The 23,245-nt window shown below is 49.1% G+C and carries 18 protein-coding genes; 9 read left to right on the forward strand and 9 right to left on the reverse strand.

Going from position 1 to position 23,245, the window contains the following annotated elements; all coding sequences use genetic code 11:
• Positions 1 to 159: 159 nt before the first annotated feature.
• The 5 genes from hslU to priA all read right to left on the reverse strand — a co-directional run bounded on the left by hslU (position 160) and on the right by priA (position 6,224).
• Complete coding sequence (gene hslU / locus ACED36_RS04670; RefSeq protein WP_016961939.1) at positions 160 to 1,494, reverse strand: HslU--HslV peptidase ATPase subunit; 1,335 nt, start codon at positions 1,492 to 1,494, stop codon at positions 160 to 162.
• Between the two features lie 15 nt (positions 1,495 to 1,509).
• Positions 1,510 to 2,034, reverse strand: coding sequence for an ATP-dependent protease subunit HslV (hslV, locus tag ACED36_RS04675; protein ID WP_016961940.1), 525 nt, complete (start codon positions 2,032 to 2,034; stop codon positions 1,510 to 1,512).
• Positions 2,035 to 2,187: 153 nt separating this feature from the next.
• Positions 2,188 to 2,763, reverse strand: a complete 576-nt coding sequence (locus ACED36_RS04680; RefSeq protein ID WP_371732861.1) for an SPOR domain-containing protein — start codon at positions 2,761 to 2,763, stop codon at positions 2,188 to 2,190.
• A gap of 81 nt (positions 2,764 to 2,844) precedes the next feature.
• Entirely contained in the window at positions 2,845 to 3,873 is a 1,029-nt protein-coding gene (cytR, locus tag ACED36_RS04685; RefSeq protein WP_277814484.1) for a DNA-binding transcriptional regulator CytR, read from the reverse strand.
• Between the two features lie 155 nt (positions 3,874 to 4,028).
• Positions 4,029 to 6,224: a primosomal protein N' gene (gene priA, locus ACED36_RS04690; RefSeq protein ID WP_016961943.1), complete on the reverse strand. Its 2,196-nt coding sequence runs from the start codon at positions 6,222 to 6,224 to the stop codon at positions 4,029 to 4,031.
• Between the two features lie 260 nt (positions 6,225 to 6,484).
• On the opposite strand from priA, the gene rpmE reads away from it, so the two are divergent.
• Positions 6,485 to 6,697, forward strand: coding sequence for a 50S ribosomal protein L31 (gene rpmE, locus ACED36_RS04695; RefSeq protein ID WP_016961944.1), 213 nt, complete (start codon positions 6,485 to 6,487; stop codon positions 6,695 to 6,697).
• A 454-nt stretch (positions 6,698 to 7,151) separates the two neighbouring features.
• Positions 7,152 to 8,402: a malic enzyme-like NAD(P)-binding protein gene (locus ACED36_RS04700; protein ID WP_016961945.1), complete on the forward strand. Its 1,251-nt coding sequence runs from the start codon at positions 7,152 to 7,154 to the stop codon at positions 8,400 to 8,402.
• A gap of 164 nt (positions 8,403 to 8,566) precedes the next feature.
• On the opposite strand, the gene metJ is transcribed toward ACED36_RS04700, so the two are convergent.
• Positions 8,567 to 8,884 (reverse strand): met regulon transcriptional regulator MetJ, encoded by a 318-nt coding sequence (gene metJ / locus ACED36_RS04705; protein ID WP_016961946.1) that lies wholly within the window; start codon positions 8,882 to 8,884, stop codon positions 8,567 to 8,569.
• Between the two features lie 208 nt (positions 8,885 to 9,092).
• On the opposite strand from metJ, the gene ACED36_RS04710 reads away from it, so the two are divergent.
• The 3 genes from ACED36_RS04710 (at position 9,093) to metF (ending at position 13,794) form a co-directional block, all read left to right on the forward strand.
• Positions 9,093 to 10,256 carry an O-succinylhomoserine (thiol)-lyase gene (locus ACED36_RS04710; protein WP_016961947.1) on the forward strand — a complete coding sequence of 388 codons (1,164 nt, stop codon included), beginning with the start codon at positions 9,093 to 9,095 and terminating at the stop codon, positions 10,254 to 10,256.
• Entirely contained in the window at positions 10,256 to 12,700 is a 2,445-nt protein-coding gene (locus ACED36_RS04715; RefSeq protein WP_016961948.1) for a bifunctional aspartate kinase/homoserine dehydrogenase II, read from the forward strand. The genes ACED36_RS04710 and ACED36_RS04715 overlap by 1 nt, the downstream gene beginning before the upstream one ends.
• Before the next feature lie 203 nt (positions 12,701 to 12,903).
• A complete protein-coding gene (metF, locus tag ACED36_RS04720; protein WP_016961949.1) occupies positions 12,904 to 13,794 on the forward strand; it encodes a methylenetetrahydrofolate reductase in 891 nt (296 codons plus the stop codon).
• Positions 13,795 to 13,896: 102 nt separating this feature from the next.
• Here the strand turns inward: metF and ACED36_RS04725 are convergent, their stop codons facing one another.
• Complete coding sequence (locus tag ACED36_RS04725; RefSeq protein WP_016961950.1) at positions 13,897 to 14,472, reverse strand: PadR family transcriptional regulator; 576 nt, start codon at positions 14,470 to 14,472, stop codon at positions 13,897 to 13,899.
• 356 nt (positions 14,473 to 14,828) lie between these two features.
• Positions 14,829 to 17,459 (reverse strand): phosphoenolpyruvate carboxylase, encoded by a 2,631-nt coding sequence (gene ppc, locus ACED36_RS04730; protein WP_016961951.1) that lies wholly within the window; start codon positions 17,457 to 17,459, stop codon positions 14,829 to 14,831.
• Between the two features lie 468 nt (positions 17,460 to 17,927).
• On the opposite strand from ppc, the gene argC reads away from it, so the two are divergent.
• From argC to argH, 4 genes are all read left to right on the forward strand, one after another.
• A complete protein-coding gene (gene argC / locus ACED36_RS04735) occupies positions 17,928 to 18,935 on the forward strand; it encodes an N-acetyl-gamma-glutamyl-phosphate reductase (protein ID WP_016961952.1) in 1,008 nt (335 codons plus the stop codon).
• A gap of 10 nt (positions 18,936 to 18,945) precedes the next feature.
• Complete coding sequence (argB, locus tag ACED36_RS04740; protein WP_016961953.1) at positions 18,946 to 19,725, forward strand: acetylglutamate kinase; 780 nt, start codon at positions 18,946 to 18,948, stop codon at positions 19,723 to 19,725.
• Between the two features lie 74 nt (positions 19,726 to 19,799).
• A complete protein-coding gene (locus ACED36_RS04745; RefSeq protein WP_016961954.1) occupies positions 19,800 to 21,011 on the forward strand; it encodes an argininosuccinate synthase in 1,212 nt (403 codons plus the stop codon).
• A 36-nt stretch (positions 21,012 to 21,047) separates the two neighbouring features.
• Positions 21,048 to 22,925, forward strand: coding sequence for an argininosuccinate lyase (gene argH / locus ACED36_RS04750; RefSeq protein ID WP_016961955.1), 1,878 nt, complete (start codon positions 21,048 to 21,050; stop codon positions 22,923 to 22,925).
• A 59-nt stretch (positions 22,926 to 22,984) separates the two neighbouring features.
• On the opposite strand, the gene ACED36_RS04755 is transcribed toward argH, so the two are convergent.
• Positions 22,985 to 23,236 (reverse strand): DUF3624 domain-containing protein, encoded by a 252-nt coding sequence (locus tag ACED36_RS04755; RefSeq protein WP_026023774.1) that lies wholly within the window; start codon positions 23,234 to 23,236, stop codon positions 22,985 to 22,987.
• Between the last annotated feature and the right edge of the window lie 9 nt (positions 23,237 to 23,245).

Here is a 23,245-nt window from a genome sequence, read left to right on the forward strand (position 1 = left end):
GGAAAACTGGCTTCATTATTGGTTTTTTTATCTCATTGGGCAATGCAAGTACGGGATTAACTTGGTTTGGTATTAAATGCGTATGTAGAACGACGAGCAAAGACACAATAAAAAACGGGCAGCCTGAGGCTGCCCGTTTTGTAATACGCTTCTGCTGAGTTACAGAATGAAGCGGCTTAGATCTTCGTCATCAATCAGCTCTTCGAGGCAATTGCGAACGTATTCAGCGTTAATCACATAGGATTCGCCACCACGCTCGCTGGCATCATAAGAGATCTCATCCACCAGACGCTCCATCACAGTATGAAGGCGACGTGCACCGATATTTTCGGTTCTTTCGTTGACGCGCCATGCTGCGTTCGCAATTTCTTCAATGCCGTCTTCGGTGAAAGACAAGTTCACTTGCTCTGTGCCCATCAGTGCCGAATATTGCTCGGTCAGTGATGCGTTTGGCTCAGTCAGAATGCGCTTGAAATCAGACGCTGTCAGCGCTTCCAGTTCAACGCGAATTGGCAGGCGACCTTGCAGTTCTGGGATCAAATCTGACGGGCTAGCCACTTGGAATGCGCCAGAAGCAATAAACAGAATATGGTCAGTTTTCACCATACCGTGTTTGGTTGATACCGTGCTGCCTTCTACCAAAGGAAGGAGGTCGCGCTGAACACCTTCACGGGAGACATCCGGGCCTGAGCTTTCGCCGCGTTTACAGATTTTGTCGATTTCATCAATGAAGACGATCCCGTTATTTTCTGCTGCGCTGATCGCTTGCTCTTTCAGTTCTTCTTGATTAACAAGCTTCGCCGCTTCTTCTTCAGCTGCCGCTTTTAGCGCATCTTTCAGTTTCATTTTGCGCTTTTTCGCTGTGTTACCACCACCGAGGTTTTGGAACATGCTTTGCAACTGGCCGGTCATTTCTTCCATGCCAGGAGGTGCCATGATTTCCATGCTCATTTGCGGGGTAGCCAGATCGATTTCGATTTCTTTGTCGTCTAACTTGCCTTCGCGGATTTTCTTGCGGAAGCTTTGGCGTGTGTTTGAATCTGCTTTTGGCTCTTCAGATTGGCCCCAAGCATCACGTGCAGGAGGTAAAAGCACATCGAGAATGCGCTCTTCTGCTAACTCTTCCGCACGGTATTTTACTTTTTCCATCGCTTGCTGGTGGGTCATCTTGATCGCGACATCAGTCAGATCGCGTATGATCGTTTCCACTTCTTTGCCGACGTAACCCACTTCAGTGAACTTGGTGGCTTCAACCTTAATGAAAGGCGCGTTCGCGAGCTTGGCCAGACGACGTGCAATTTCGGTTTTACCGACACCCGTTGGGCCAATCATTAAGATATTTTTTGGCGTGACTTCTGCGCGCAGATCTTCATCAAGCTGCATGCGACGCCAGCGGTTACGGAGTGCAATGGCAACGGCACGTTTGGCTTTGTGCTGACCGACAATGTGATTGTCGAGTTCAGAGACGATTTCGCGTGGGGTCATTTCAGACATGCTGGGGATCCTGCCTTAGTAATCTAGTTCTTCGATGGTGTGGTGCTGGTTGGTGAAGACACAGATGTCGCCAGCGATAGTAAGTGACTTTTCCGCGATTTCGCGTGCGTCTAACTCGGTGTTTTCAAGCAGTGCAATAGCAGCAGCTTGCGCAAAGTTACCGCCTGAGCCAATCGCAATCATATCGTGCTCTGGCTGAACCACATCACCGTTACCGGTAATGATGAGAGAAGCGGTTTCATCAGCCACACAAAGTAGGGCTTCTAGCTTGCGCAGTGCACGATCGGTTCGCCAATCTTTAGCGAGTTCAACCGCGGCTTTGGTCAAATGACCTTGGTGCATTTCAAGCTTACGCTCAAAACGTTCGAATAGGGTGAAGGCATCTGCGGTGCCGCCAGCGAAACCTGCTAATACTTGGTTGTTGTATAGGCGGCGTACTTTGCGGGCATTGCCTTTCATTACGGTATTACCCAGTGACACTTGGCCATCACCGGCGATTACTACTTTGCCGTTGCGGCGAACAGAAACGATAGTCGTCACGGAAGAACCTCTTCTTTGCTCTCTGGTTGAGCGTTATGGCTGAAACCAGTATGGGTTGTTAAAAGCAAAGGTGGGGATGGGAAAACGTAAATTCAAGGGTAAAGCCGTGAGATGTCCGGCTTTGCCCTTATTTTCTTTGTGAGGAAAGGTAAATCAGTTCCAGTACCAGATGGCGCAAGGTTCAATACCTGCACGGCGTAGCAAGTTTCGGTCACGTTCTGCTTCACGCTTAAGCGGATAAGGCCCCATGACGACGCGATACCAAATGCCTTTTTCGCCTTGGCTGGCTTTGATATGACTTTCTAAGCCTTGGAAGGCAATCATGGCTTTGCGTTCGTCCGCCTGACTGGCGCTTCGGTATGCACCACACTGCATTAGATAAGGACGACTCGACACTTCCTGCTCATTGGCCTCGACCTGAACTTGTTTATTTTCCAGCTCTTCAATGTAGCTCCATTGTTCCTCGGGCTTAGGAGGCATGACTTTTTCCTCTTTTTTCTGAGGCTTTGATGGTTTGGTTGCTGGCTTAGTCACCGTTTTGGGCGGCTCAGATTGGGCTGGCGGTTCGCTGGTGGTGAGGAAGTAGAGACCATAGCCAAAGCCGGCCACCAACGCCAATGCGATCAACGCCCATTTAAACGGGAAACCCTGTTTAGGCGGTGGCTTCTTGGCATTTCGGGTGGGTTTACGCGGTGCTTTTCCGCGTTTGACATAATCTCGGGTTGCCACTGATTCGGGTATCTTTTTCTGCGAGTTGGGGCTATATGGTACTGGCTTGCTCGAAAGCGCGCCAGTACCTAGCTTGTCAGTTTAACGTGATGGCGGTGCCACACTCTCCCTGATCACCAATTGTGCATCGAGCAAACGTGAACCTGCCTGCACATCATTGCCTTTCAGTATCTTCAACAACATGAGCATAGCCTGACGACCAATGTCATAGCGAGGTTGTGAGACAGTGGTCAGAGCTGGGTCACAATACTCAGCAAACTGAATGTCATCAAAACCAACGATAGAGATGTCGTGTGGGACACGAAAGCCCAGTCGCTTCGCTTGTTGAAGTGCACCAATGGCCATGACATCAGAGTGGCAGAATACCGCTGTAGGTGGTGTGGGCAGTGACAACAAAGTGGTCATTGCGCGCGCACCCGCTGCGAAAGTGAAATCCCCCGCAACCGTATAAGCCGGATTCACCGTCACGCCGCCGCGACGCAGGGCTTGTTGATAGCCCTGAACGCGAAATTGTGTCAGTGCAGCGCTAGGATCACCTGTGATCTGTGCGATCTGCTTATGACCGACTTGAGTCAGGTAATTGACTGCTTCAAACGCTGCGGTTAGGTTATCAATGTGCACCGTCGGCAACTCTAGCTCTGGCGCGTATTCACAGGCCATCACGAGAGGGGGTAGGTTCTTTTGCTCCGGTTTGCTGACGTCAAAAGGAAGATCGGTACCTAAAAGAAGCATGCCGTCAGCTTGTTTAGTAAACACCAAATTCACAAATGAGCTTTCACGACTTGCTTGCTGTCCGCTGTCGCCAAGTAGCACTAAATAACCGTGCTCCATAGCCGCTTCTTCGATGCCGCGAATGATCTCCGTGAAATAGGGATCACAAATATCTGGAACAATAGCCACAATGGTTTTCGATTCATTGCGACGTAAATTTCTTGCGAGCGAGTTAGGGCTATAGCCCGCTTCCATCACCGCCTGCTCGACTTTCTTGCGGGTCGACGCTGATACCTTCTCCGGGTTCATCAACGCACGCGAAACTGTCGCCGTAGAGACGCCAGCCAGATGGGCAACATCCTTCATTGTCGCCATAGTGCTATTCCTCTTGCTCGTTATATGTGGCAATGCATCCCGTTAGGGAACTTCAGCAATAAGACTTTATTTGTTAACAGACCATATCTTAATCTGATGGCGGTGTATTAAACATGGTCATGTTAACAGTTATTACAAGAATATTGTGATCTTGGTCGGCTTAAGCGAATGAAATTTGTTCAGCTCATGTCTTGGGGTTCGATATCCAGCGACCAACGCACTTTCTTCGACAAAGGCAGTTGGCGTATTGCTGGCAAAGCGGCTGACAATCTTTGTTGTAACATCCGGCGGTTAGGTGCTTGAAAAATTAATTGCCAACGGTAACGACCTGCTCGTCGTGGCAATGGCGCTGGAGCCGGCCCCATGACGGCGCAGTCGTCATCAGGAACGGGAGACGCATCCAGGATGGTTCGCACTTGCTGAAGAAATTGTTCAACTTGTTCGCTGTGGTTGGCTTCAGAGCGAAACAGGGCGAAGAAACTGTACGGCGGCAGGTTGGCTTGCTGACGTTCAATCAGCGCTTCCGAGGCAAAGCAGTCGTAGCCTTTGTGAATGAGTGATTGCAACAAAGCATGTTCAGGGTGGTGAGTTTGCAGCAAGACAAACCCTGGCTTACTGGCGCGACCTGCGCGTCCGGCGACTTGCACAAACAATTGAGCTAATCGCTCAGGGGCGCGAAAGTCATTGCTGAACAGGGCGCTGTCGACATCCACCAGTGCCACCAAGGTCACATCAGGAAAATGGTGGCCTTTTGCCAGCATTTGGGTGCCAATCAGAATTTGATACTCTTTGTTGTGTATGGCATCCAAGTAGGCCTCTAGTGATCCTTTTCGACGGGTATTGTCGCGATCAATACGAATCGTTTTGAACTCTGGGAATAGCGTCGCCAGTTGCGCTTCTAGTTGCTCTGTACCGACCCCGACACCGATAAGCTGCGTCGAGCCACATTGACCACATTGATGGGGAATTGGGCGCTGAGTGCCACAATGGTGACAGCGCAGTTCATTGCTTTGCTGGTGCAAAGTGTAATAGGCATCGCAGCGCTTACACTCTGCCAACCAACCACATTCGTGACACATGAGAGCCGGAGCGTAGCCGCGTCGGTTTAAAAACAACATGACCTGATTGCCATCAGAAAGGTGTTTTCGCATCTCAGCAATTAAGGGCGCAGATAAACCAGCTTCTAAGTACAAACCGCGAATATCGAGCACACCATGTTTGGCTTTGATGGCGTTACCTGCTCGAATAGACAAGGTAAGGTGATGGTATTTGCCCGTTTTGGCATTGTGTAGGCTTTCTAAGCAGGGCGTGGCAGAGCCAAGTATTACAGGCACGTTTTCTTCATGACCGCGCATAACGGCGAGATCACGTGCGTGATAGCGAAAAGAGTCCTGCTGTTTATAAGAGGCGTCGTGTTCTTCATCCACAATGATGATGCCGAGTGATTTGAACGGCGCAAACAAGGCAGAGCGAGTGCCAATGATGATAGCCGCTTCGTTGTCTCGGGCGGCGAGCCAAGCATTGAGTCGTTCGGTGTCATTTAAACCGGAATGCATCACCTCGACAGGCACATTAAAGCGACGTTTGAAGCGATTAATTGTCTGCGGCGTCAAACCAATTTCGGGCACTAAAATCAGCGCTTGCTGACCACGAGCCAGAACGGGTTCGAGTGCATTGAGGTAGACCTCCGTTTTACCTGAGCCAGTCACCCCTTCAATTAAGTAACAGCCAAATTCAGGACTGGCATTGATGGTCGCAACCGCTAAGGCCTGCTCGTGATTGGGGGTGGGTTTGTCTTCGACGACCCGATAGTTTGGCATCCAAGGTTTGGCACGCACATTCTGTACGATGTTGATCCAGCCTTTTTCCTCAGCGGTTTTGATCACAGCGGCAGTCAGATCACTATCAAGTAAATCGCTGTGTGCCATAGCGCCACTGCGCAACATCGTCAGGATCCGTGCTTGCTTGGGTGCACGGGTCAATGCCGTGATGGGTTGATCTTTTCCTGCTTCTGTTAGCTGCCATACACGCTCACGCTCGCGATGCGCAGGTTTACCTTTTCTTAGGCTGCCGGGCATGACGGTAGCTAGCGCGTCACCTAATGGATATTGATAGTAGCGACTCGCCCAATTTAATAGCTTATATAAAGCCGGAGCCCAAAGGGGGGCGTCATCTAATACGGCATTAATAGGTTTAAGTTGCGTTAAAGGAAAAGCAGATTGATCAGCAAGGGCCGTCACAATTCCGATTTTGTATTGCTTGCCAAATGGCACGCGAACGCGTCCACCTACAACTGGCATATCATTGCCAATGAGGTAATCAAACGTCTTGTGCAAAGGGACAGGTAATGCCACTTGAGCGATTGTTGGGATCATGAGGTGCTAGCGTCTTAGGTAAATAGACAAATCATCGCGACAGTGTACCTAGGGTAAAGAGGGGCGCAAAGGGGCGTATCACTTTCTTTTGAGCCGCGTGACGAAAGCGTCTCAGCATAACTTTCAAATGAATTGAACAAAAAAGTTGCTATCAAAGGTCTCCTTGATTAGAATTTCGCGCCTTACAAAATGTTTGTTAACGACGTGTGGTGCCCGATAGGCTCGGGAGAGCGACACGGCCTATATTAGAGGTTATCCCTATGAAAGCTGGTATCCATCCAGAATACGCTGCAGTAACTGCAAAATGTTCATGCGGCAACACTTTTGAATTCAACACTACTCTAGGTAAAGATATTAACCTGGACGTATGTGACAAATGCCACCCATTCTACACTGGTAAGCAACGTGTAGTTGACACCGGTGGCCGCGTTGACCGCTTTAACAAGCGTTTCGGTGCATTGGGTAGCAAGTAATATTGCAGACTCAAAAAAAAGGGTGCGAAAGCACCCTTTTTTTATTGCCGTTACAGCTTGTAAGACCTTTTCCACGGTTCAATACAGGTAGACTATGACAGTTTATCTAAGCGAACCGATAGCCTCGCTACCCTCGCTGCGTTAACATTTAAATAATTCCTATTATATCTGATGTCATTGACCTCGTAGCGTCATAGACACTGCGCACACTTATCTATTGTAAAATTCACTACACTCAAGATAAGGGAACGTGCAATGTGCTTTATTGCTATATCAATTACTTGGGATAGACGGATCGCGTTTTGGCGTGAGAAATACTTGGCACTAAGGTGACAAGGTCATCTCGACATATAAAACGTATTCCGCACCTTGTTGTTCACCTTTACCTATGCTTGTGGGCTCGGTTGGCAACAAGATTAATCAGCCAATAACTAATAAAGTCAGGAAAACAGAAATGTCTGAAGACAAACGCCAACAGGCGCTGGATTATCATGCCTATCCAGTCCCTGGCAAAATCTCGGTAGAACTTACCAAACCAGCAGATACGGTTGAAGATCTTGCGTTGGCATACAGCCCTGGTGTGGCAGAGCCTGTTCGTGAAATCGCACAAGACGCTGATAATGTTTATAAATATACAGCGAAAGGCAACATGGTTGCGGTTATTTCAAACGGTACCGCTATTCTTGGTTTGGGCAACTTAGGCCCTCTAGCGTCTAAACCTGTGATGGAAGGCAAAGCGCTTCTGTTCAAACGTTTTGCAGGTCTTGATTCGATTGATATCGAAGTGAAGCACCGCACGATTGAAGAGTTCGTTGATACCGTTGCGAATATCGCGGATACCTTTGGTGGTATCAACCTAGAAGACATTAAAGCGCCAGATTGCTTCGAGATAGAAAAGCAACTGATTGAGCGTTGTAACGTCCCAGTATTCCATGATGATCAACACGGTACGGCCATCGTGACATCGGCGGGTATGCTGAATGCGTTGGAGCTTCAGGGTAAAGAGATCGGTGAAGCAGTTATTGTGTGCTTGGGGGCAGGTGCTGCTGCCGTTGCATGCATGGAGCTTCTGATTAAATGTGGGGCACAGCGTGAGAAAATCTACATGCTGGACCGCAAAGGCGTGATCCACACTCGCCGTGATGACATTAACGAATACAAACAATTGTTCGCCAACAACACAGATAAGCGCACGCTTGAAGATGTGATTGAAGGCGCGGATATTTTCCTTGGTGTATCAGGCCCTGATCTGTTACCGCCAGACGCGCTGAAACTGATGGCAGACAAGCCAATCGTGTTTGCGTGTTCAAACCCTGATCCAGAAATCAAACCTGAGCTTGCGCATGCAGTGCGTGACGATTTGATCATGGGAACGGGTCGTTCGGATTACCCGAACCAAGTGAATAACGTGCTGTGTTTCCCGTTCATTTTCCGCGGTGCGCTCGATGTGCGTGCAAGTCGAATTAATGACGAGATGAAACTGGCTGCCGTGGATGCAATCCGCACGCTGGCGAAAGAACCTGTGCCTGCGGCAGTATTGAAAGCGGCGGGTGTAGACAAGCTGAGCTTTAGCAAGGACTACATCATCCCTAAACCGATGGACCCGCGTTTGCTGCCTCGCGTAGCCAAAGCCGTTGCGGTCGCGGCACTAGAGTCAGGCGTCGCGCGCATCGAGATGCCTGAAAACTACATGTTAGATAAGTAACTGAAGTCGGCTAAATATCGGACAGGAAAATAAGGCGAGGTGAGGATAACGACATGGTAAGCGATCCTGCCGCGAGGTGAGAAAACGCTCTGTGCTTTTTCCTCAAAAAAAGCCATTAAAAAACCAGCCAAGCGGCTGGTTTTTTTGTCATTACGATGACGAAATTAATATTCTTCTTCGTTAAACTCGATACCAAGCTCTTTCATTATGCGCTTCACTTCTGCCGGAACGCTATCCGCTTTATCCTTGCGAATATCGTCATCTGTTGGCAGTGGTTGGCCGGTGTAAGCATGCAAAAAGGCTTCACACAACAGTTCGCTGTTGGTGGCGTGGCGTAAATTATTGACCTGGCGACGTGTACGTTCATCCGTCAGGATTTTAAGCACTTTCAGCGGGATAGAGACGGTGATCTTCTTTACTTGCTCTTTCTTTTTACCGTGCTCGGCGTAAGGGTTAATATATTCGCCATTCCACTCTGCCATCGTGCACCTTCTAAGCAGTTTCATTGATAAATCGCTGTCAACACCGGAAGCATTATGTCCAGGTTGAATGAATTTCGAATTTTAGCGATATTAACCGCTATATGTAAAGACATATAGACGTCTAGAGGTATTGACGTCTTACTATTGAGTGGTTAAGGTTAACCCTATCTGCTTGTATTATGATCGCATTTTGACAGGGAAAGACACCATGAGCGACAAGAAGTCAGCCACGATTGCCGTACGCACTGGCATCACCACAGATTCTCAGCATAATGCTGTGGTTCCTCCTATTTACCTATCCACCAACTATGAATTCCCTGAGTTTGGTACAGTCCCAACCTACGATTATGCCCGTGGTGGTAACCCAACCCGCAACCTGTTGGAAACGGCACTGGCCGAGCTTGAAAACGGCGCAGGCGCGGTGGTGACCAACTGCGGTATGTCCGCCATTAATTTGCTGCTGTCTCTGCTTGGCCCTGATGATTTGATTGTCGCACCTCATGATTGCTACGGCGGCACGTACCGTTTGTTCGATTCGCGCGCCAAAAAAGGGGCGTTTAAGATTGAGTTTGTTGACCAATCTAATGTTGAAGCGTTGGAAGCAGCATTGGCTAAACAGCCAAAGCTCGTCTGGATAGAAACGCCATCAAACCCGCTACTGCGTGTGGTTGATATCGCCGACATTTCCCAAAAAGCCCACGCGGTAGGTGCTTGGGTCGGAGTGGATAACACTTTCTTGTCTCCGGTATTGCAGCAGCCATTGAACCTTGGCGCTGATTTCGTGGTGCATTCCACGACCAAGTTTATCAACGGTCACTCAGACACCGTCGGTGGTGTGGTGGTTGCGAAAGAATCTGCACTCGCTGACGAGCTCAAGTGGTGGGGCAACTGCATTGGCGCAACAGGCAATGCCTTTGACAGCTACATGACATTACGCGGTCTTCGCACCTTGAGCGCGAGAATGCGTCAGCATGAAGAAAACAGTGCCGCGGTGTTGGCATTTTTGCTACAAGAGTCGCTGGTGGATGTGATTTATCATCCATCATTGCCCGATCATCCGGGACATGAGATTGCTAAGAAACAACAAAAAGGGTTCGGCGGTATGTTGAGCTTTGAGCTAAAAGGTGGCGAAAGTGAACTGAAACTGTTCCTGGGTTCATTGAAGTTATTCTCTTTGGCTGAGTCACTGGGCGGCGTAGAAAGCTTAGTCACCCACCCAGGTTCGATGACGCATCGTGCCATGTCTGATGAAGCGCAGGCAGAAGCAGGTATCGCAGCAACACTATTGCGTTTATCTATCGGTCTGGAGGATCATACGGATTTGGTCGCCGACCTAAAACAAGCATTCAATAAAGTGAGAGAGAGTCAGTAATGAGCGCGGTTGAAGTCGTATCCCCTCAGCAGTCGCCGTCCCGCCAGCTACATAAATTTGGCGGTAGCAGCCTTGCCGATCCAGACTGTTTTCGTCGCGTGGCGAGAATTCTGGCGCAATACAGTGATGCGACAGACATTATTGTCGTTTCAGCCGCAGGTAAAACCACCAACCGTCTGATTGAATGGCTGTCTTTGCTGGATAAAGATGGGCGTCTTGCTCATGAAACCCTGCAAAGCTTGCGTAAATACCAGCAAGACTTGATTGAGAACCTGATCGAAGGTGAACAGAAACAAGCGTTGGTCGATGCGTTATACACAGATTTTAGTGCGATGGCACAGGTGGCAGAAAATCCATTAGGTGTCGCTCAGCGCGCTTGGGCGCAAGGTTTTGGTGAAGCATGGTCAGCCCGTTTGTTGTCTGCATTGCTGACTCAGCTTGATATGCCTGCCGTGAAACTCGATTCTCGCAGTTTCTTACGTGCAGAGCGTGCGGCGCAGCCAGAAGTGGATCGCGCTAGCTCTTGGCCGCTGCTTAAAGAGCAGTTGGTGCAGCACACTCATCGTCGCATTGTGATCACCGGTTTTATGGCACAAAACGCAGACGGTGAAACCGTGCTGCTTGGCCGCAATGGGTCTGATTACTCCGCCACGATTATCGGCGCGTTGGCTGACGTAAGCCGCGTGACCATTTGGAGTGATGTCGCTGGTGTCTTCAGTGCAGACCCTCGCCTTGTCGGTGACGCATGTTTGCTCCCTTTACTTCGCCTTGATGAAGCGGCAGAACTGGCGCGTCTTGCCGCGCCTGTGCTGCATACCCGCACCCTTCAGCCTGTGGCACAAAGCTGTATCGATTTGAACCTGCGTTGCAGCTACGACCCTGAGTCCGGCTCTACCCGAGTCGAGCGTGTGCTTGCCTCAGGTCGAGGCGCGAAAATCATCACGTCACTTGATGACGTGTGTTTGCTTCAGCTCGACATTCCGCGATCCCATGATTTTAGCGTCGCACGACGAGACATTGAGCGACTGTTAACGCGCAATCAAATTCAGCCGCTGGCTTCTTCCGCCAGTGCTGATCAACATCGTATTCAATTGGCCTATACCGCAGAAGTCGTCAACAGTGTGTTAGAGCAGCTTCAAGACGCCGGTATTCCGGCTGACATTCGTTTGCGCGAAGGCTTTAGTTTAGTGGCGGCGGTAGGTGCTGGTGTGACGGGTAACCCGGTACATTGTCATGGCTTCTATCAGCAATTGCGTGGTCAGCCGATTGAATTTATCAGTGAATCTAACAGTGGCTTAAGCATCGCGGCTTTGCTGCGTAAGACGAACACTGCAGCGTTAGTGGCCGATATTCACTGTGCATTGTTTCAAGCACAGCGCCGGATTGGCCTTGTATTACTAGGAAAAGGCAATATTGGTAGCCGTTGGCTGTCGTTGTTTAAAGAACAAAAAAGTGCGCTTGAAAAGCGTCATGGCATGAACTTCGAATTGATCTCGGTGCAGGACAGTCATCTGCAATGGGTTGACTTCGATGGCATCGATGCTGATACGGTGATGGAGCATTTTAATGAAAATGCGAAAACGTATGAGATGGGCGAATGGCTGGTCAATCTGCTCAATCATCCGTATGACGACATCGTCGTGCTGGATGTGACCGCCAGTGCACCCTTGGCGTCGCAGTATTCCGATTTGGCCGAGCATGGCTATCACCTTATTTCTGCCAACAAAGTGGCGGGCTCTGCAAGTAGCGAGCTTTATTATCAGGTACAAGATGCCTTTGCAAAAACCGGGCGCTTTTGGCTTTACAATGCGACGGTAGGGGCGGGTTTACCTGTTAACCATACCGTACGGGACTTGCGAGAAAGCGGTGACCAAATCATGGCATTGTCGGGGATTTTCTCTGGCACTTTGTCTTGGCTGTTCCAGCAATTTAACGGTGAAGTTAAATTCAGTGAACTGCTGGAGCAAGCGTGGCAGCAGGGTCTGACAGAGCCTGATCCGCGTGAAGATCTCAGTGGCGCTGATGTTATGCGAAAACTGGTGATACTGGCACGAGAGTCTGGTCTTGAATTAGAACCTGAGCAGGTTCAAGTGCAATCTCTGGTGCCAGATGCATTGGCACAACAGTCGCTTGATGGCTTCCTTGATGGCAGTGCCTTGCTAGATGACACCTTAGAAGAATGGCTGGAAGAAGCGAAAAAGGACAACGGCGTACTTCGCTATGTTGCGCGTTTGACCCGAAATGGCAAAGCACGTGTTGGTATTGAGGTGCTTCCAGAGGATCACCCATTGGCCAACTTGCTGCCATGTGACAACATTTTTGCTATTGAGAGCCAGTGGTATCGTGAAAACCCATTAGTGATTCGCGGCCCAGGCGCAGGGCGAGATGTCACCGCAGGCGCGTTGTTGTCTGACTTGAATCGCATCGCATCCTTGCTGAAATAAGAAGAAATGAAAGTGAAAAAAGCGGAGGGTTAACTTCCGCTTTTTGCTATGTGAACAAAGCGCATAGTGATCATGAATAAATTTCACGATAAGCAAGTTGACTTTGAGTTGCTTGCAATTCAATATCTAGACATATAGACGGCTAAACGGATGTCGTCATCAAGGATTTTTTCAGTGAACTGTCACTGAAGTAGGGAGACACAATGGGTTACTCACACGCTAGCCATCTGGATTCACTGAATCAGAATCTTTCCGATTTGAACGGCGATATCAACGTCTCGTTTGAATTCTTCCCACCAAGTTCAGAAGCCATGGAGCAGACGCTTTGGGCATCGGTTCAGCGTTTGAAAAACCTTCAGCCTAAGTTTATGTCTGTGACCTATGGTGCAAACTCTGGTGAGCGTGATCGTACCCACTCCATCGTAAAAAGCATCAAGCAGGAAACGGGCATCGAAGCCGCCCCGCATTTGACCTGTATCGATGCCACGCGTGATGAACTTAAAATCATTGCTCGCGACTACTGGAACAGTGGTATTCGCCATATCGTCGCACTGCGTGGCGATTTGCCTGAGAAAGGGCAGAAGCCTGAAATGTACGCATCAGATTTGGTTGAATTGCTAAAAGGTGAAGCAGATTTTGATATTTCGGTGGCGGCCTACCCAGAAGTTCATCCAGAAGCGAAGAGTGCACAAGCGGATTTGATCAACTTAAAGCGCAAAGTCGATGCCGGGGCGAATCGCGCGATCACCCAGTTCTTTTTCGATGTAGAAAGCTATTTACGCTTCCGCGATCGCTGTGTGGCGGCGGGTATTGATGTAGAAATTATCCCAGGCATTTTACCTGTGTCGAATTTCAAGCAGGCAGCAAGATTTGCCAACATGACCAATGTGCGCATTCCAAACTGGATGCACAATCAGTTTGCGGGATTGGATGACGACCCTGTCACTCGTCAAATGGTGGGTGCAAGTCAAGCCATCGACATGGTCCGTGTATTGAGCCGTGAGGGTGTAAAAGATTTTCACTTCTATACCTTGAACCGAGCAGAACTGACTTACGCGATGTGTCATACATTGGGTGTACGTCCGGGCGCTTAATATGACTGCGACCTTAGGGATAACAGAGCATTTGAGCTCGTGTATGCCATAGACATAAAAAAACCGTCGCGATTGCGACGGTTTTTGTTTTAGCGGATTCGCTTAGCGGGAGGCAAAGGCCTTTTGATTGGCCATTGTCGCTTCCATCGCTGCCAGTTCTAGCAGCACTTCATCTGCCCATGTCAGCCATGCTTCTTTGCGCAGAATATTGCGACGCAATGTCAGGCGCTCCAAACGACCTTCTCGGGTCAGTAAAGAAGAATCTGAATATTGGTTTCGCTCTAAATCACGATATTGGCTGAGCTGCATACGTGACTCATCAATCAATGCATGCATATGCTCGATCATCGGAGTGGGTTCAAATATGCTGCATGTCAGCAGTTTGGCTGACACTTCGTCACGATCAGTCGGGTGTTTTGCAGGAAGCAAAAACCACTCGTACAGACCTTGCCTGCCGATATCGGTAATGGTGTAGACCTTGCGATCAGGTTTGCCGTCTTGTGGTTCGAGCCGACAACTTACTGCGCCCATATCGGCGAGTTTGTTGAGTTCACGGTAAACCTGCTGATGGCTGGCTTTCCAGAAGTGGCCGATGGCGTGAGAAAACTCTTTGGTTATATCGTAACCAGTTGCATCACGATGGTTCAACACCGTGAGAATTACATGCGGTAGTGACATCTCTTCTATCCAAAATCTAAAAAGGCGATCCTTAGCCCTGGGACGTCGCTCTATGGCGAATTATTTATTTCCGCAACACTGGGTGGATCGATTCGTCATTAATGGTCCTTAGTATCGCCAAAGGCCAACATTATTTACACCCAAAGTAGCGGGGCGAAAAATGGCGATACACCACGACATCAAAACGGTTAATTATACGTCGGTGTTTTGCCTTGGTCTGAGCAGTAGAAATTCTCAGACTAGACATGAAAACATATTAATAACATTATCAATCCAACAACAATCGAAAAAGCCTTTTTGAAAATAAAAAAGGCTGCAACTTAGCAGCCTTTCTTACTTTTGATTCGATTTCTCACTTATCCGGTGTTACGCATACCTGCTGCAATACCGGCGATGGTTACCATCAATGCTTCATCGAGCTCAGGGCTTTCTTGCTCTGAAGCGCGCGTGCGGCTAAGTAGTTCAGCCTGAAGCATATTGAGTGGCTCGACGTAAATGTTACGCAGACGAATCGCTTCTGCGCCCCATGGGTTTTGTTCCATTAAGTGATCGCTGTTCTCGACCATCAGTACGGCTTTGATATCTTGCGCTAAGCGTTCACGAAGCTGCTCACCAAGAGGCCATAACGCTTCATCAACTAGCTTCTCGTCATAGTATTGCGAAATAGATGGACTGGTTTTAGTGAACACCATTTCGAGCATACCCAATCGGGTTGAGAAGAATGGCCATTCACGACACATCTCTTCGAGTTGCTTCAAGTGACCATTATCGATGGAGTATTGGATGGCTTGACCCGCACCTAACCAAGCAGGCAGCAGTAAGCGGTTTTGGCTCCATGCGAAAATCCACGGGATAGCGCGCAAGCTTTCTACGCCGCCATTCGGGTTACGTTTTGCAGGACGCGATCCTAATGGCAGCTTGCCAAGCTCTAACTCTGGTGTGGTTGAGCGGAAGTAAGGAACGAAATCTTTACTGCCACGCACAACATCGCGGTACGCATCACAAGAAACGTCACTCAGTGTCTCCATCAGATCGCGCCATTCTTGCTTTGGTGCCGGAGGTGGCAGCAAGTTGGCTTCAAGGATGGCACTGGCATACAGATTTAAGCTGTTGGTAGCGACATCAGGGAGACCTAACTTAAAGCGGATCATCTCACCTTGCTCTGTCACGCGCAGGCCGCCTTTTAGGCTGCGTGGTGGTTGAGACAATAATGCCGCGTGTGCAGGTGCACCACCGCGACCAATTGACCCTCCACGACCGTGGAACAATACCAGATCAACCCCAGCGTTTTCACACAGCGAAACCAGTGACTCCATGGCTTTGTACTGCGCCCAACCTGCGGCCATGACACCGGCATCTTTGGCGGAGTCCGAGTAGCCAATCATGACCATCTGGAAATTCTGGATAAAGCCGCGATACCAATCAATGTTCAGCAGTTGACTGATCACTGATTCGGCATTGTTCAAATCTTCGAGGGTTTCAAACAGCGGGCAGACATCCAAGCGGAACGGACAACCTGCTTCTTTAAGCAGAAGATGAACCGCCAATACGTCCGATGCAGTACGTGCCATCGAAATAACGTATGAACCTAGGGCTTCACGCGGCTGCTGGGCAACGATACGGCAAGTATCTAATACCTCTTGTACGTCATCAGATGGCTCCCAGTCACGAGGCAGCAGTGGGCGCTTTGAACTGAGTTCTCGGATCAAGAATGCTTGTTTGTCTTGCTCGCTCCATTGGCTGTAGTCGCCCATGCCAAGGCAGCGGGTCACTTCAGACAACACGTCAGCATGACGGGTACTTTCTTGACGGATATCGAGTTTGATGAGGTTAACGCCGAAGCAGCGAATACGACGCAACGTATCGAGCAACAAGCCATCAGCGATAATGCCCATACCGCACTCATGCAGTGATTGGTAACAGGCATGTAGCGGTGTCCACAGCTGATCAACGTTGGTCAGAATATCTTTTTCATCAATATGCTGGCCTTTGATTTGTGCATCAAGACACTCCAGCGTATTGGTGAGTGTTTTGCGCAGGGATTTCAAAATCGCACGGTACGGTTCGTGCTCATCGCCCGCCATTGCACGGACAATGTCATTACAGCGAGTCATCGACAGCTCGCTGACGAGCTCCTGAATGTCACCGAGGTACAAGTCGGCAGCTTTCCAGCGAGACAGTAGCAGCACCTCTTGGGTCACTTCCGCCGTCACAAATGGGTTACCGTCGCGGTCGCCACCCATCCAGCTTGAAATCTGAATTGGCGCGGCGTCAACTGGAAGGCTATGGCCAAGGTGGCGTGTTAGTTTTTGATCAAACTGACGCAGGAATTCAGGAACGGCTTGCCATAGGCTGTTTTCAATAACGGCATAGCCCCATTTCGCTTCATCTAAGGGCGTCGGACGTTGCTGACGAATAACATCGGAATGCCAAGCTTGCGCGATCAATTGCTCTAGGCGCAATTCTGCTTTACCGCGCTCGGTGCTGGAAAGATCATCAAGCTCTAGCTTCGACAGGCATTTGTTAATCTGAACGAGTTTATGAATGGTGGTTCGACGCGCAATCTCTGTAGGGTGTGCGGTTAACACCAGCTCAATTTTCAAATCCTCAACGGCTTTTTCTGCATCGATACTAGAGACATCGTTGCCTTTCAGGCGCTGGAACAAGTCATCCAGAGCATCAGGGCTGCAGATCAGCTCTTCGCAGTTGCGGGAAACAGAGTGGTATTGCTCTGCAATATTGGTGAGGTTAAGAAATTGGCTAAATGCGCGTGCGACAGGGAGTAATTGGTCATTGGGAAGACTCTGCAATACGTCAATGAGCTTGGCGTGATCGTCTTTGTTTCCAGCTGATGCCGATTTAGAAAGCTGTCGAATCTCTTCTACTTTTGCAAGCAATTCATCGCCGTGGGCGCCCTTGATGGTATTACCCAGCAAGTGACCCAGCATACTGACGTTGCTTTTTAGAGCGTCATACTTGTCATTCATAAGTCATCCATTTCGTAACTTTGTTACATCCAAATTGCAATCGTAATGGCTCAATCTAGCCAATGAGAGGCCCTAAGGTCAATCTTATACGTACTGAAAGTGATACTTTTTCACGTCTATCCCCATACTACTTGGGCGCGCTGGGAGTTGTAACAAAATTACAATAAAGTGAACGCGATACATTATCTGTGAGCGAGTGAGAATCTTGGCGGTTTTATTTTGAGTATACTGTTGACATTAGTCACTTATCACGCTAAAAAGCACATATAAATTCATTTTAAATGAATAAACAATTATAAAGCTCATTGGATGCAGCGAAAGGTACGATACGAAATGGATAAGTTCTCAACCCCCCTTCTCCAGCGACGACGCCGACGTTAATCATAACGTTGGGTGCGTGTGCCCCTCCTGCAGCTGAGTGAGCTGAATGTTTCATCTAGTCATTACCAGACAGCAAAACGGATTTTTATGTTAAAGACAGTGATCGTCGGTGCCAGCGGTTATACCGGTGCCGAGCTGACCAGAATGGTTCACCTCCATCCCCAACTTGAATTGACCGGTCTTTATGTATCTGAAAACAGTACAGATGCGGGTAAGCCGATCAGCGATCTTCATGGCACATTAAAAGGTTTGATTGATTTGCCATTGTTGCCGCTCAGCAGTGTTGAGAGCGTGGCGCAAACAGCAGATGTCGTGTTGCTGGCGACAGCCCATGAAGTCAGCCACGATATCGCGCCTGTGTTTTTGGCGCAGGGCTGCAAGGTGTTTGATTTGTCGGGCGCGTTTCGCGTTCAGTCTGATAGTTTCTACACCACTTTTTACGGTTTTGAACACCAGTATTCAGATTGGCTAGATAAAGCCGTTTACGGTTTGGCAGAATGGAACCATGAAGCGATTGCAACTGCCGATCTCATCGCTGTGCCGGGCTGTTACCCAACGGCATCACAATTGGCTCTTAAACCGCTGATTGATAATGGCTTGTTGGATCTAAATCAATGGCCAGTGATCAATGCAGTGAGCGGCGCTTCCGGTGCAGGACGTAAAGCATCGATGACGAACAGCTTTTGCGAAGTTAGCCTACATGCCTATGGCATATTCAGCCACCGCCACCAGCCAGAGATAGCAACGCACCTTGGCTGTGATGTGATATTTACGCCTCATCTTGGTAATTTCAAACGCGGTATTCTCGCAACCATTACAGCAAAGCTAGCGGATGATGTGACAGAATCTGCGGTGTCTGATGCACTTGAAAGCGCTTATCAAGATATGCCATTGGTGCGTCCACTGGGTGCTGGCCAAAGCGCGAAATTGCAATCGGTTCAACACACAGGTTTTTGTGATATAGGCTGGTCGGTGAAAGGGCAGCACGTGATTTTGACCTCTGCTATCGATAATCTGCTTAAAGGCGCGGCGAGCCAAGCCATGCAATGCATAAACATTCGTTTTGGGTTTGCGCCGTTAACGGCCATTGTGTAGGAGAGTCATGATGAGTTTACGTCCTTTAGTGGTGAAACTGGGTGGTGCAGCGCTTTCTTGCACTGAGACACTAGAAAAACTATTCAACGCCATTGCTGCATACAAAGCGTCCGCGCATCGTGAGATTGTGATTGTTCACGGTGGTGGCTACTTGGTCGATGACCTGATGAAAGCACTGAACCTGAAGGTCGAGAAAAAGCAGGGTCTGCGTGTCACACCAAAAGATCAGATTAATGTGGTCGCCGGTGCACTCGCAGGAACGGCAAACAAATTGCTACAAGGGCAAGCAGTCAGAAGCGGCATTCACTCTGTCGGTCTGAGTTTGGCAGATGGCGGTCTTTGTAATATTACCCAACTTGATCCTGAGTTGGGCAATGTGGGCAAAGCGGCGCCGGGTGACGCTAAGTTACTGCAAGCGATTTTGGCGACAGGTTGCGTACCCATTATCAGCTCGATTGGCCTTGATGTTGATGGCGAACTGATGAATGTGAATGCGGATCAGGCGGCGGTTGCGGTTGCCGCTGCGCTGGATGCAGAGCTGGTCTTGTTGTCAGATGTTAGTGGCGTGCTTAATGGAAAAGGCAAGCTGATGCCAGCACTTGATGCAAAATTGGCTGATGAATTAATTGAAAGCGGCGTGATCACGGACGGCATGGTCGTCAAAGTGAAAGCGGCGTTTGAAGCGGCAAATGCGCTAGGTCGTCCGATTGAAGTGGCGAGTTGGCGTTATCCTGAGCGGCTGGCTGATTTATTCAGCGGCGGCAACATCGGTACCCGTTTCACTGTTTAACTGAATTTATATCCCTATATTTATGTCGTTCACCGCCTGTACTGACCGTCAGAGCGGTAACAAGGAGAGTTACTATGAGCACTATTAAGAAGGTTGTACTTGCGTATTCTGGCGGTCTCGACACGTCGGCGATCATTCCATGGCTAAAAGAAAACTATGACTGCGAAGTCATCGCGTTCGTGGCCGATGTGGGTCAGGGCGAAGAAGAGCTGGTTGGTATTGAAGAAAAAGCCATCGCTTCTGGTGCATCAGCGTGTTACATCGCTGACCTGAAAGAAGAAATGGTCTCTGAGTATATCTACCCGAGCCTGAAAACCGGTGCCATGTACGAAGGCAAATACTTGCTAGGTACATCAATGGCGCGTCCTATCATCGCGAAAGCGCAGGTTGAATGTGCGCTAGAAGTGGGTGCTGATGCGTTGTGTCATGGTTGTACGGGTAAAGGTAATGACCAAGTACGTTTTGAAAGTGCATTTGCTGCACTGGCACCGCATTTGAAAGTGATTGCGCCATGGCGTGAGTGGGATCTTCGCAGCCGTGAGGCCCTGTTGGATTATCTGGCAGAGCGCAAAATCCCTTGTACTGCAAGCCTTGAGAAAATCTACAGCCGTGATGCTAACGCTTGGCATATTTCTACAGAAGGCGGCGTTCTGGAAGATACGTGGAATCAACCTAACGAGCTTTGCTGGGTTTGGACGGTTGATCCTGAGCAAGCGCCAGATCAAGCTGAAACAGTCACCTTGATGGTAGAAAAAGGTGAAGTGACCGCAGTAGATGGTCAGGCAATGTCACCGTATCAAGTCCTCACAACGCTAAACGAAAAAGGTTCACGCCACGGTGTGGGTCGTATCGATATCGTTGAAAACCGTTTGGTCGGTATGAAGTCTCGCGGTTGTTACGAAACACCAGGCGGCACCATCATGATGGAAGCACTGCGTGGCGTAGAGCAACTGGTATTGGACAAAGATTGCTTCGAGTTCCGTGAAGAGCTTGGTCTAAAAGCCTCTCACCTGATTTATGATGGTCGTTGGTTCACCCCACTGTGCAAGTCAATTTTGGCAGCAGCCGATGAGTTGGCTGAAGCGGTGACCGGTGAAGTGGTAGTGAAACTGTACAAAGGACAGGCTACAGTAGTGCAGAAGCGCTCGATCAATAGCTTGTACTCAGAAGAGTTTGCGACCTTTGGTGAAGATGATGTTTACGATCACAGCCATGCTGGGGGCTTTATCCGTCTTTACTCGCTATCAAGCCGCATTCGTGCGCTAAATGAAAAAAAACAAAAATAGATAGCTGGAAGCAATAGAGATTAAGGAGAAGTAAATATGGCGTTATGGGGCGGAAGGTTTAGTCAGGCAGCCGACACACGTTTTAAGCAGTTTAATGATTCGTTGCGTTTTGACTATCGCCTCGCGGAGCAGGACATTGTGGGCTCCATCGCTTGGTCTAAAGCGTTGCGCTCAGTGGGTGTTCTGACAGAGCAGGAACAACAACGTTTAGAGTTGGCGCTGAACGAAATTAAGTTAGCTGTGATGGAAGATCCAGAACAGATCCTGCGCTCCGATGCCGAAGATATTCACAGCTGGGTTGAGCAACAGTTGATTGCCAAAGTCGGTGACTTGGGTAAAAAACTGCACACAGGTCGTTCGCGTAACGATCAGGTGGCGACCGATCTCAAGCTTTGGTGTCGTCAGCAGGGTCAGCAGCTTCTCCTTGCTCTTGATAAGCTACAAAACCAAATGGTTCAGGTAGCGGCAGTGAATCAAAGCACTGTATTGCCTGGCTACACGCACTTGCAACGCGCCCAACCGGTGACGTTTGCACACTGGTGCCTCGCGTATGTAGAAATGTTTGAACGTGATTATTCTCGTTTGAGCGATGCGCTAAATCGCCTCGATACCTGCCCATTGGGTTCAGGTGCATTGGCAGGAACTGCGTATCCTATCGACCGTGAAGCGCTAGCGCATAGCCTGGGTTTTCGTCGTGCAACCCGCAATAGCTTAGATTCCGTGTCTGATCGTGACCATGTGATGGAGCTGATGTCGGTGGCAACGGTCTCTATGCTTCACTTGTCACGTATGGCAGAAGACCTGATTTTTTATAACTCGGGCGAATCGAACTTTGTTGAGTTGGCCGATACAGTCACTTCAGGTTCATCCCTGATGCCACAAAAGAAAAACCCCGATGCTCTTGAGTTGATTCGTGGTAAGACAGGTCGTGTTTACGGCGCAATGTCCGCCATGATGATGACAGTGAAAGCACTGCCATTGGCGTACAACAAAGACATGCAAGAAGACAAAGAAGGCTTGTTTGACGCGTTGGATACTTGGTTTGATTGTATCGAGATGGCAGCACTTTGTTTCGATGGCATCAAAATCAACAAAGAACGTACCTTGGAAGCAGCGATGCAAGGCTATTCTAACGCCACAGAGCTAGCTGACTACTTGGTTGCAAAAGGCATTCCTTTCCGTGAAGCGCACCATATTGTGGGTGTTGCAGTTGTTGCCGCCATTGAAAAAGGTTGTGCACTGGAAGAGTTATCGCTGGATGAGATGAAAGAGTTCTCGTCCGTGATTGATGAAGATGTCTATCCGATCCTGACTATTGAATCCTGCCTTGAAAAACGCAGTGCTTTGGGCGGCGTAGCGCCAACCCAAGTGGAATATGCCATCAGTCAGGCAGAGAAGCGTCTAGATAAGCGTTACTCTCCACGGGTGAAAGTGCGTGGTGCAAGGCTGACCGATCTCGATGCCATTGAAGGCATGGTGGTTTACTGGGCGGGGCTGGGTGAAAACTTGCCGCGTGAACGCAATGAATTAGTACGTGATATTGGCTCGTTTGCGGTGGCAGAGCATCAGGGCGAAGTCACAGGCTGTGCATCATTGTACGTTTATGACTCAGGTTTGGCGGAAGTGCGCTCATTGGGCGTGGAAGCAGGCTGGCAGAACCAAGGACAAGGCAGTGCTATCGTGCAGAACTTGTTGAAGAAAGCCAAAAACATGGCTATCAAGAAAGTGTTTGTACTGACACGTGTTCCTGAGTTCTTTATGGGACAAGGCTTTATTCCAACCTCAAAATCTTTGCTGCCAGAGAAAGTGATGAAAGATTGTGAACGTTGTCCGCGCTTACATGCGTGTGATGAAGTGGCACTTGAGTTTACTTTTGACCAAGACAGACTGATTGCCAAAGCAAACGTTGCGTAAATGGCGAGAATAACAAACATGAAAAAACCGGCTTCGGCCGGTTTTTTGTTTTTAGTCCGCTATGACTGAGCGTCTGAATCGCCTCGGCGAAAAGGCATCAAAATCAAATGAAGTGCGAGCAAGATGGCACTCGCGCCACCTGCAAATAATAACGTAATCGATTCAATGGATTTGGGTGTGTTGCTGAACCACACAAACCAAATTGGCCAAAGCAGCAAGTTCATCACTGCAAGCTGAATCATGCAGCGTTTACAGCGCCCAAGTTTGGCGCGTATGGAAAGGGATGCATCTTGGCAGAATCGGCAACTCATTTGCGTTTA

It is taken from the genome of Enterovibrio sp. FF113 (assembly GCF_041439165.1).
Taxonomy (GTDB): domain Bacteria; phylum Pseudomonadota; class Gammaproteobacteria; order Enterobacterales; family Vibrionaceae; genus Enterovibrio; species Enterovibrio norvegicus_A.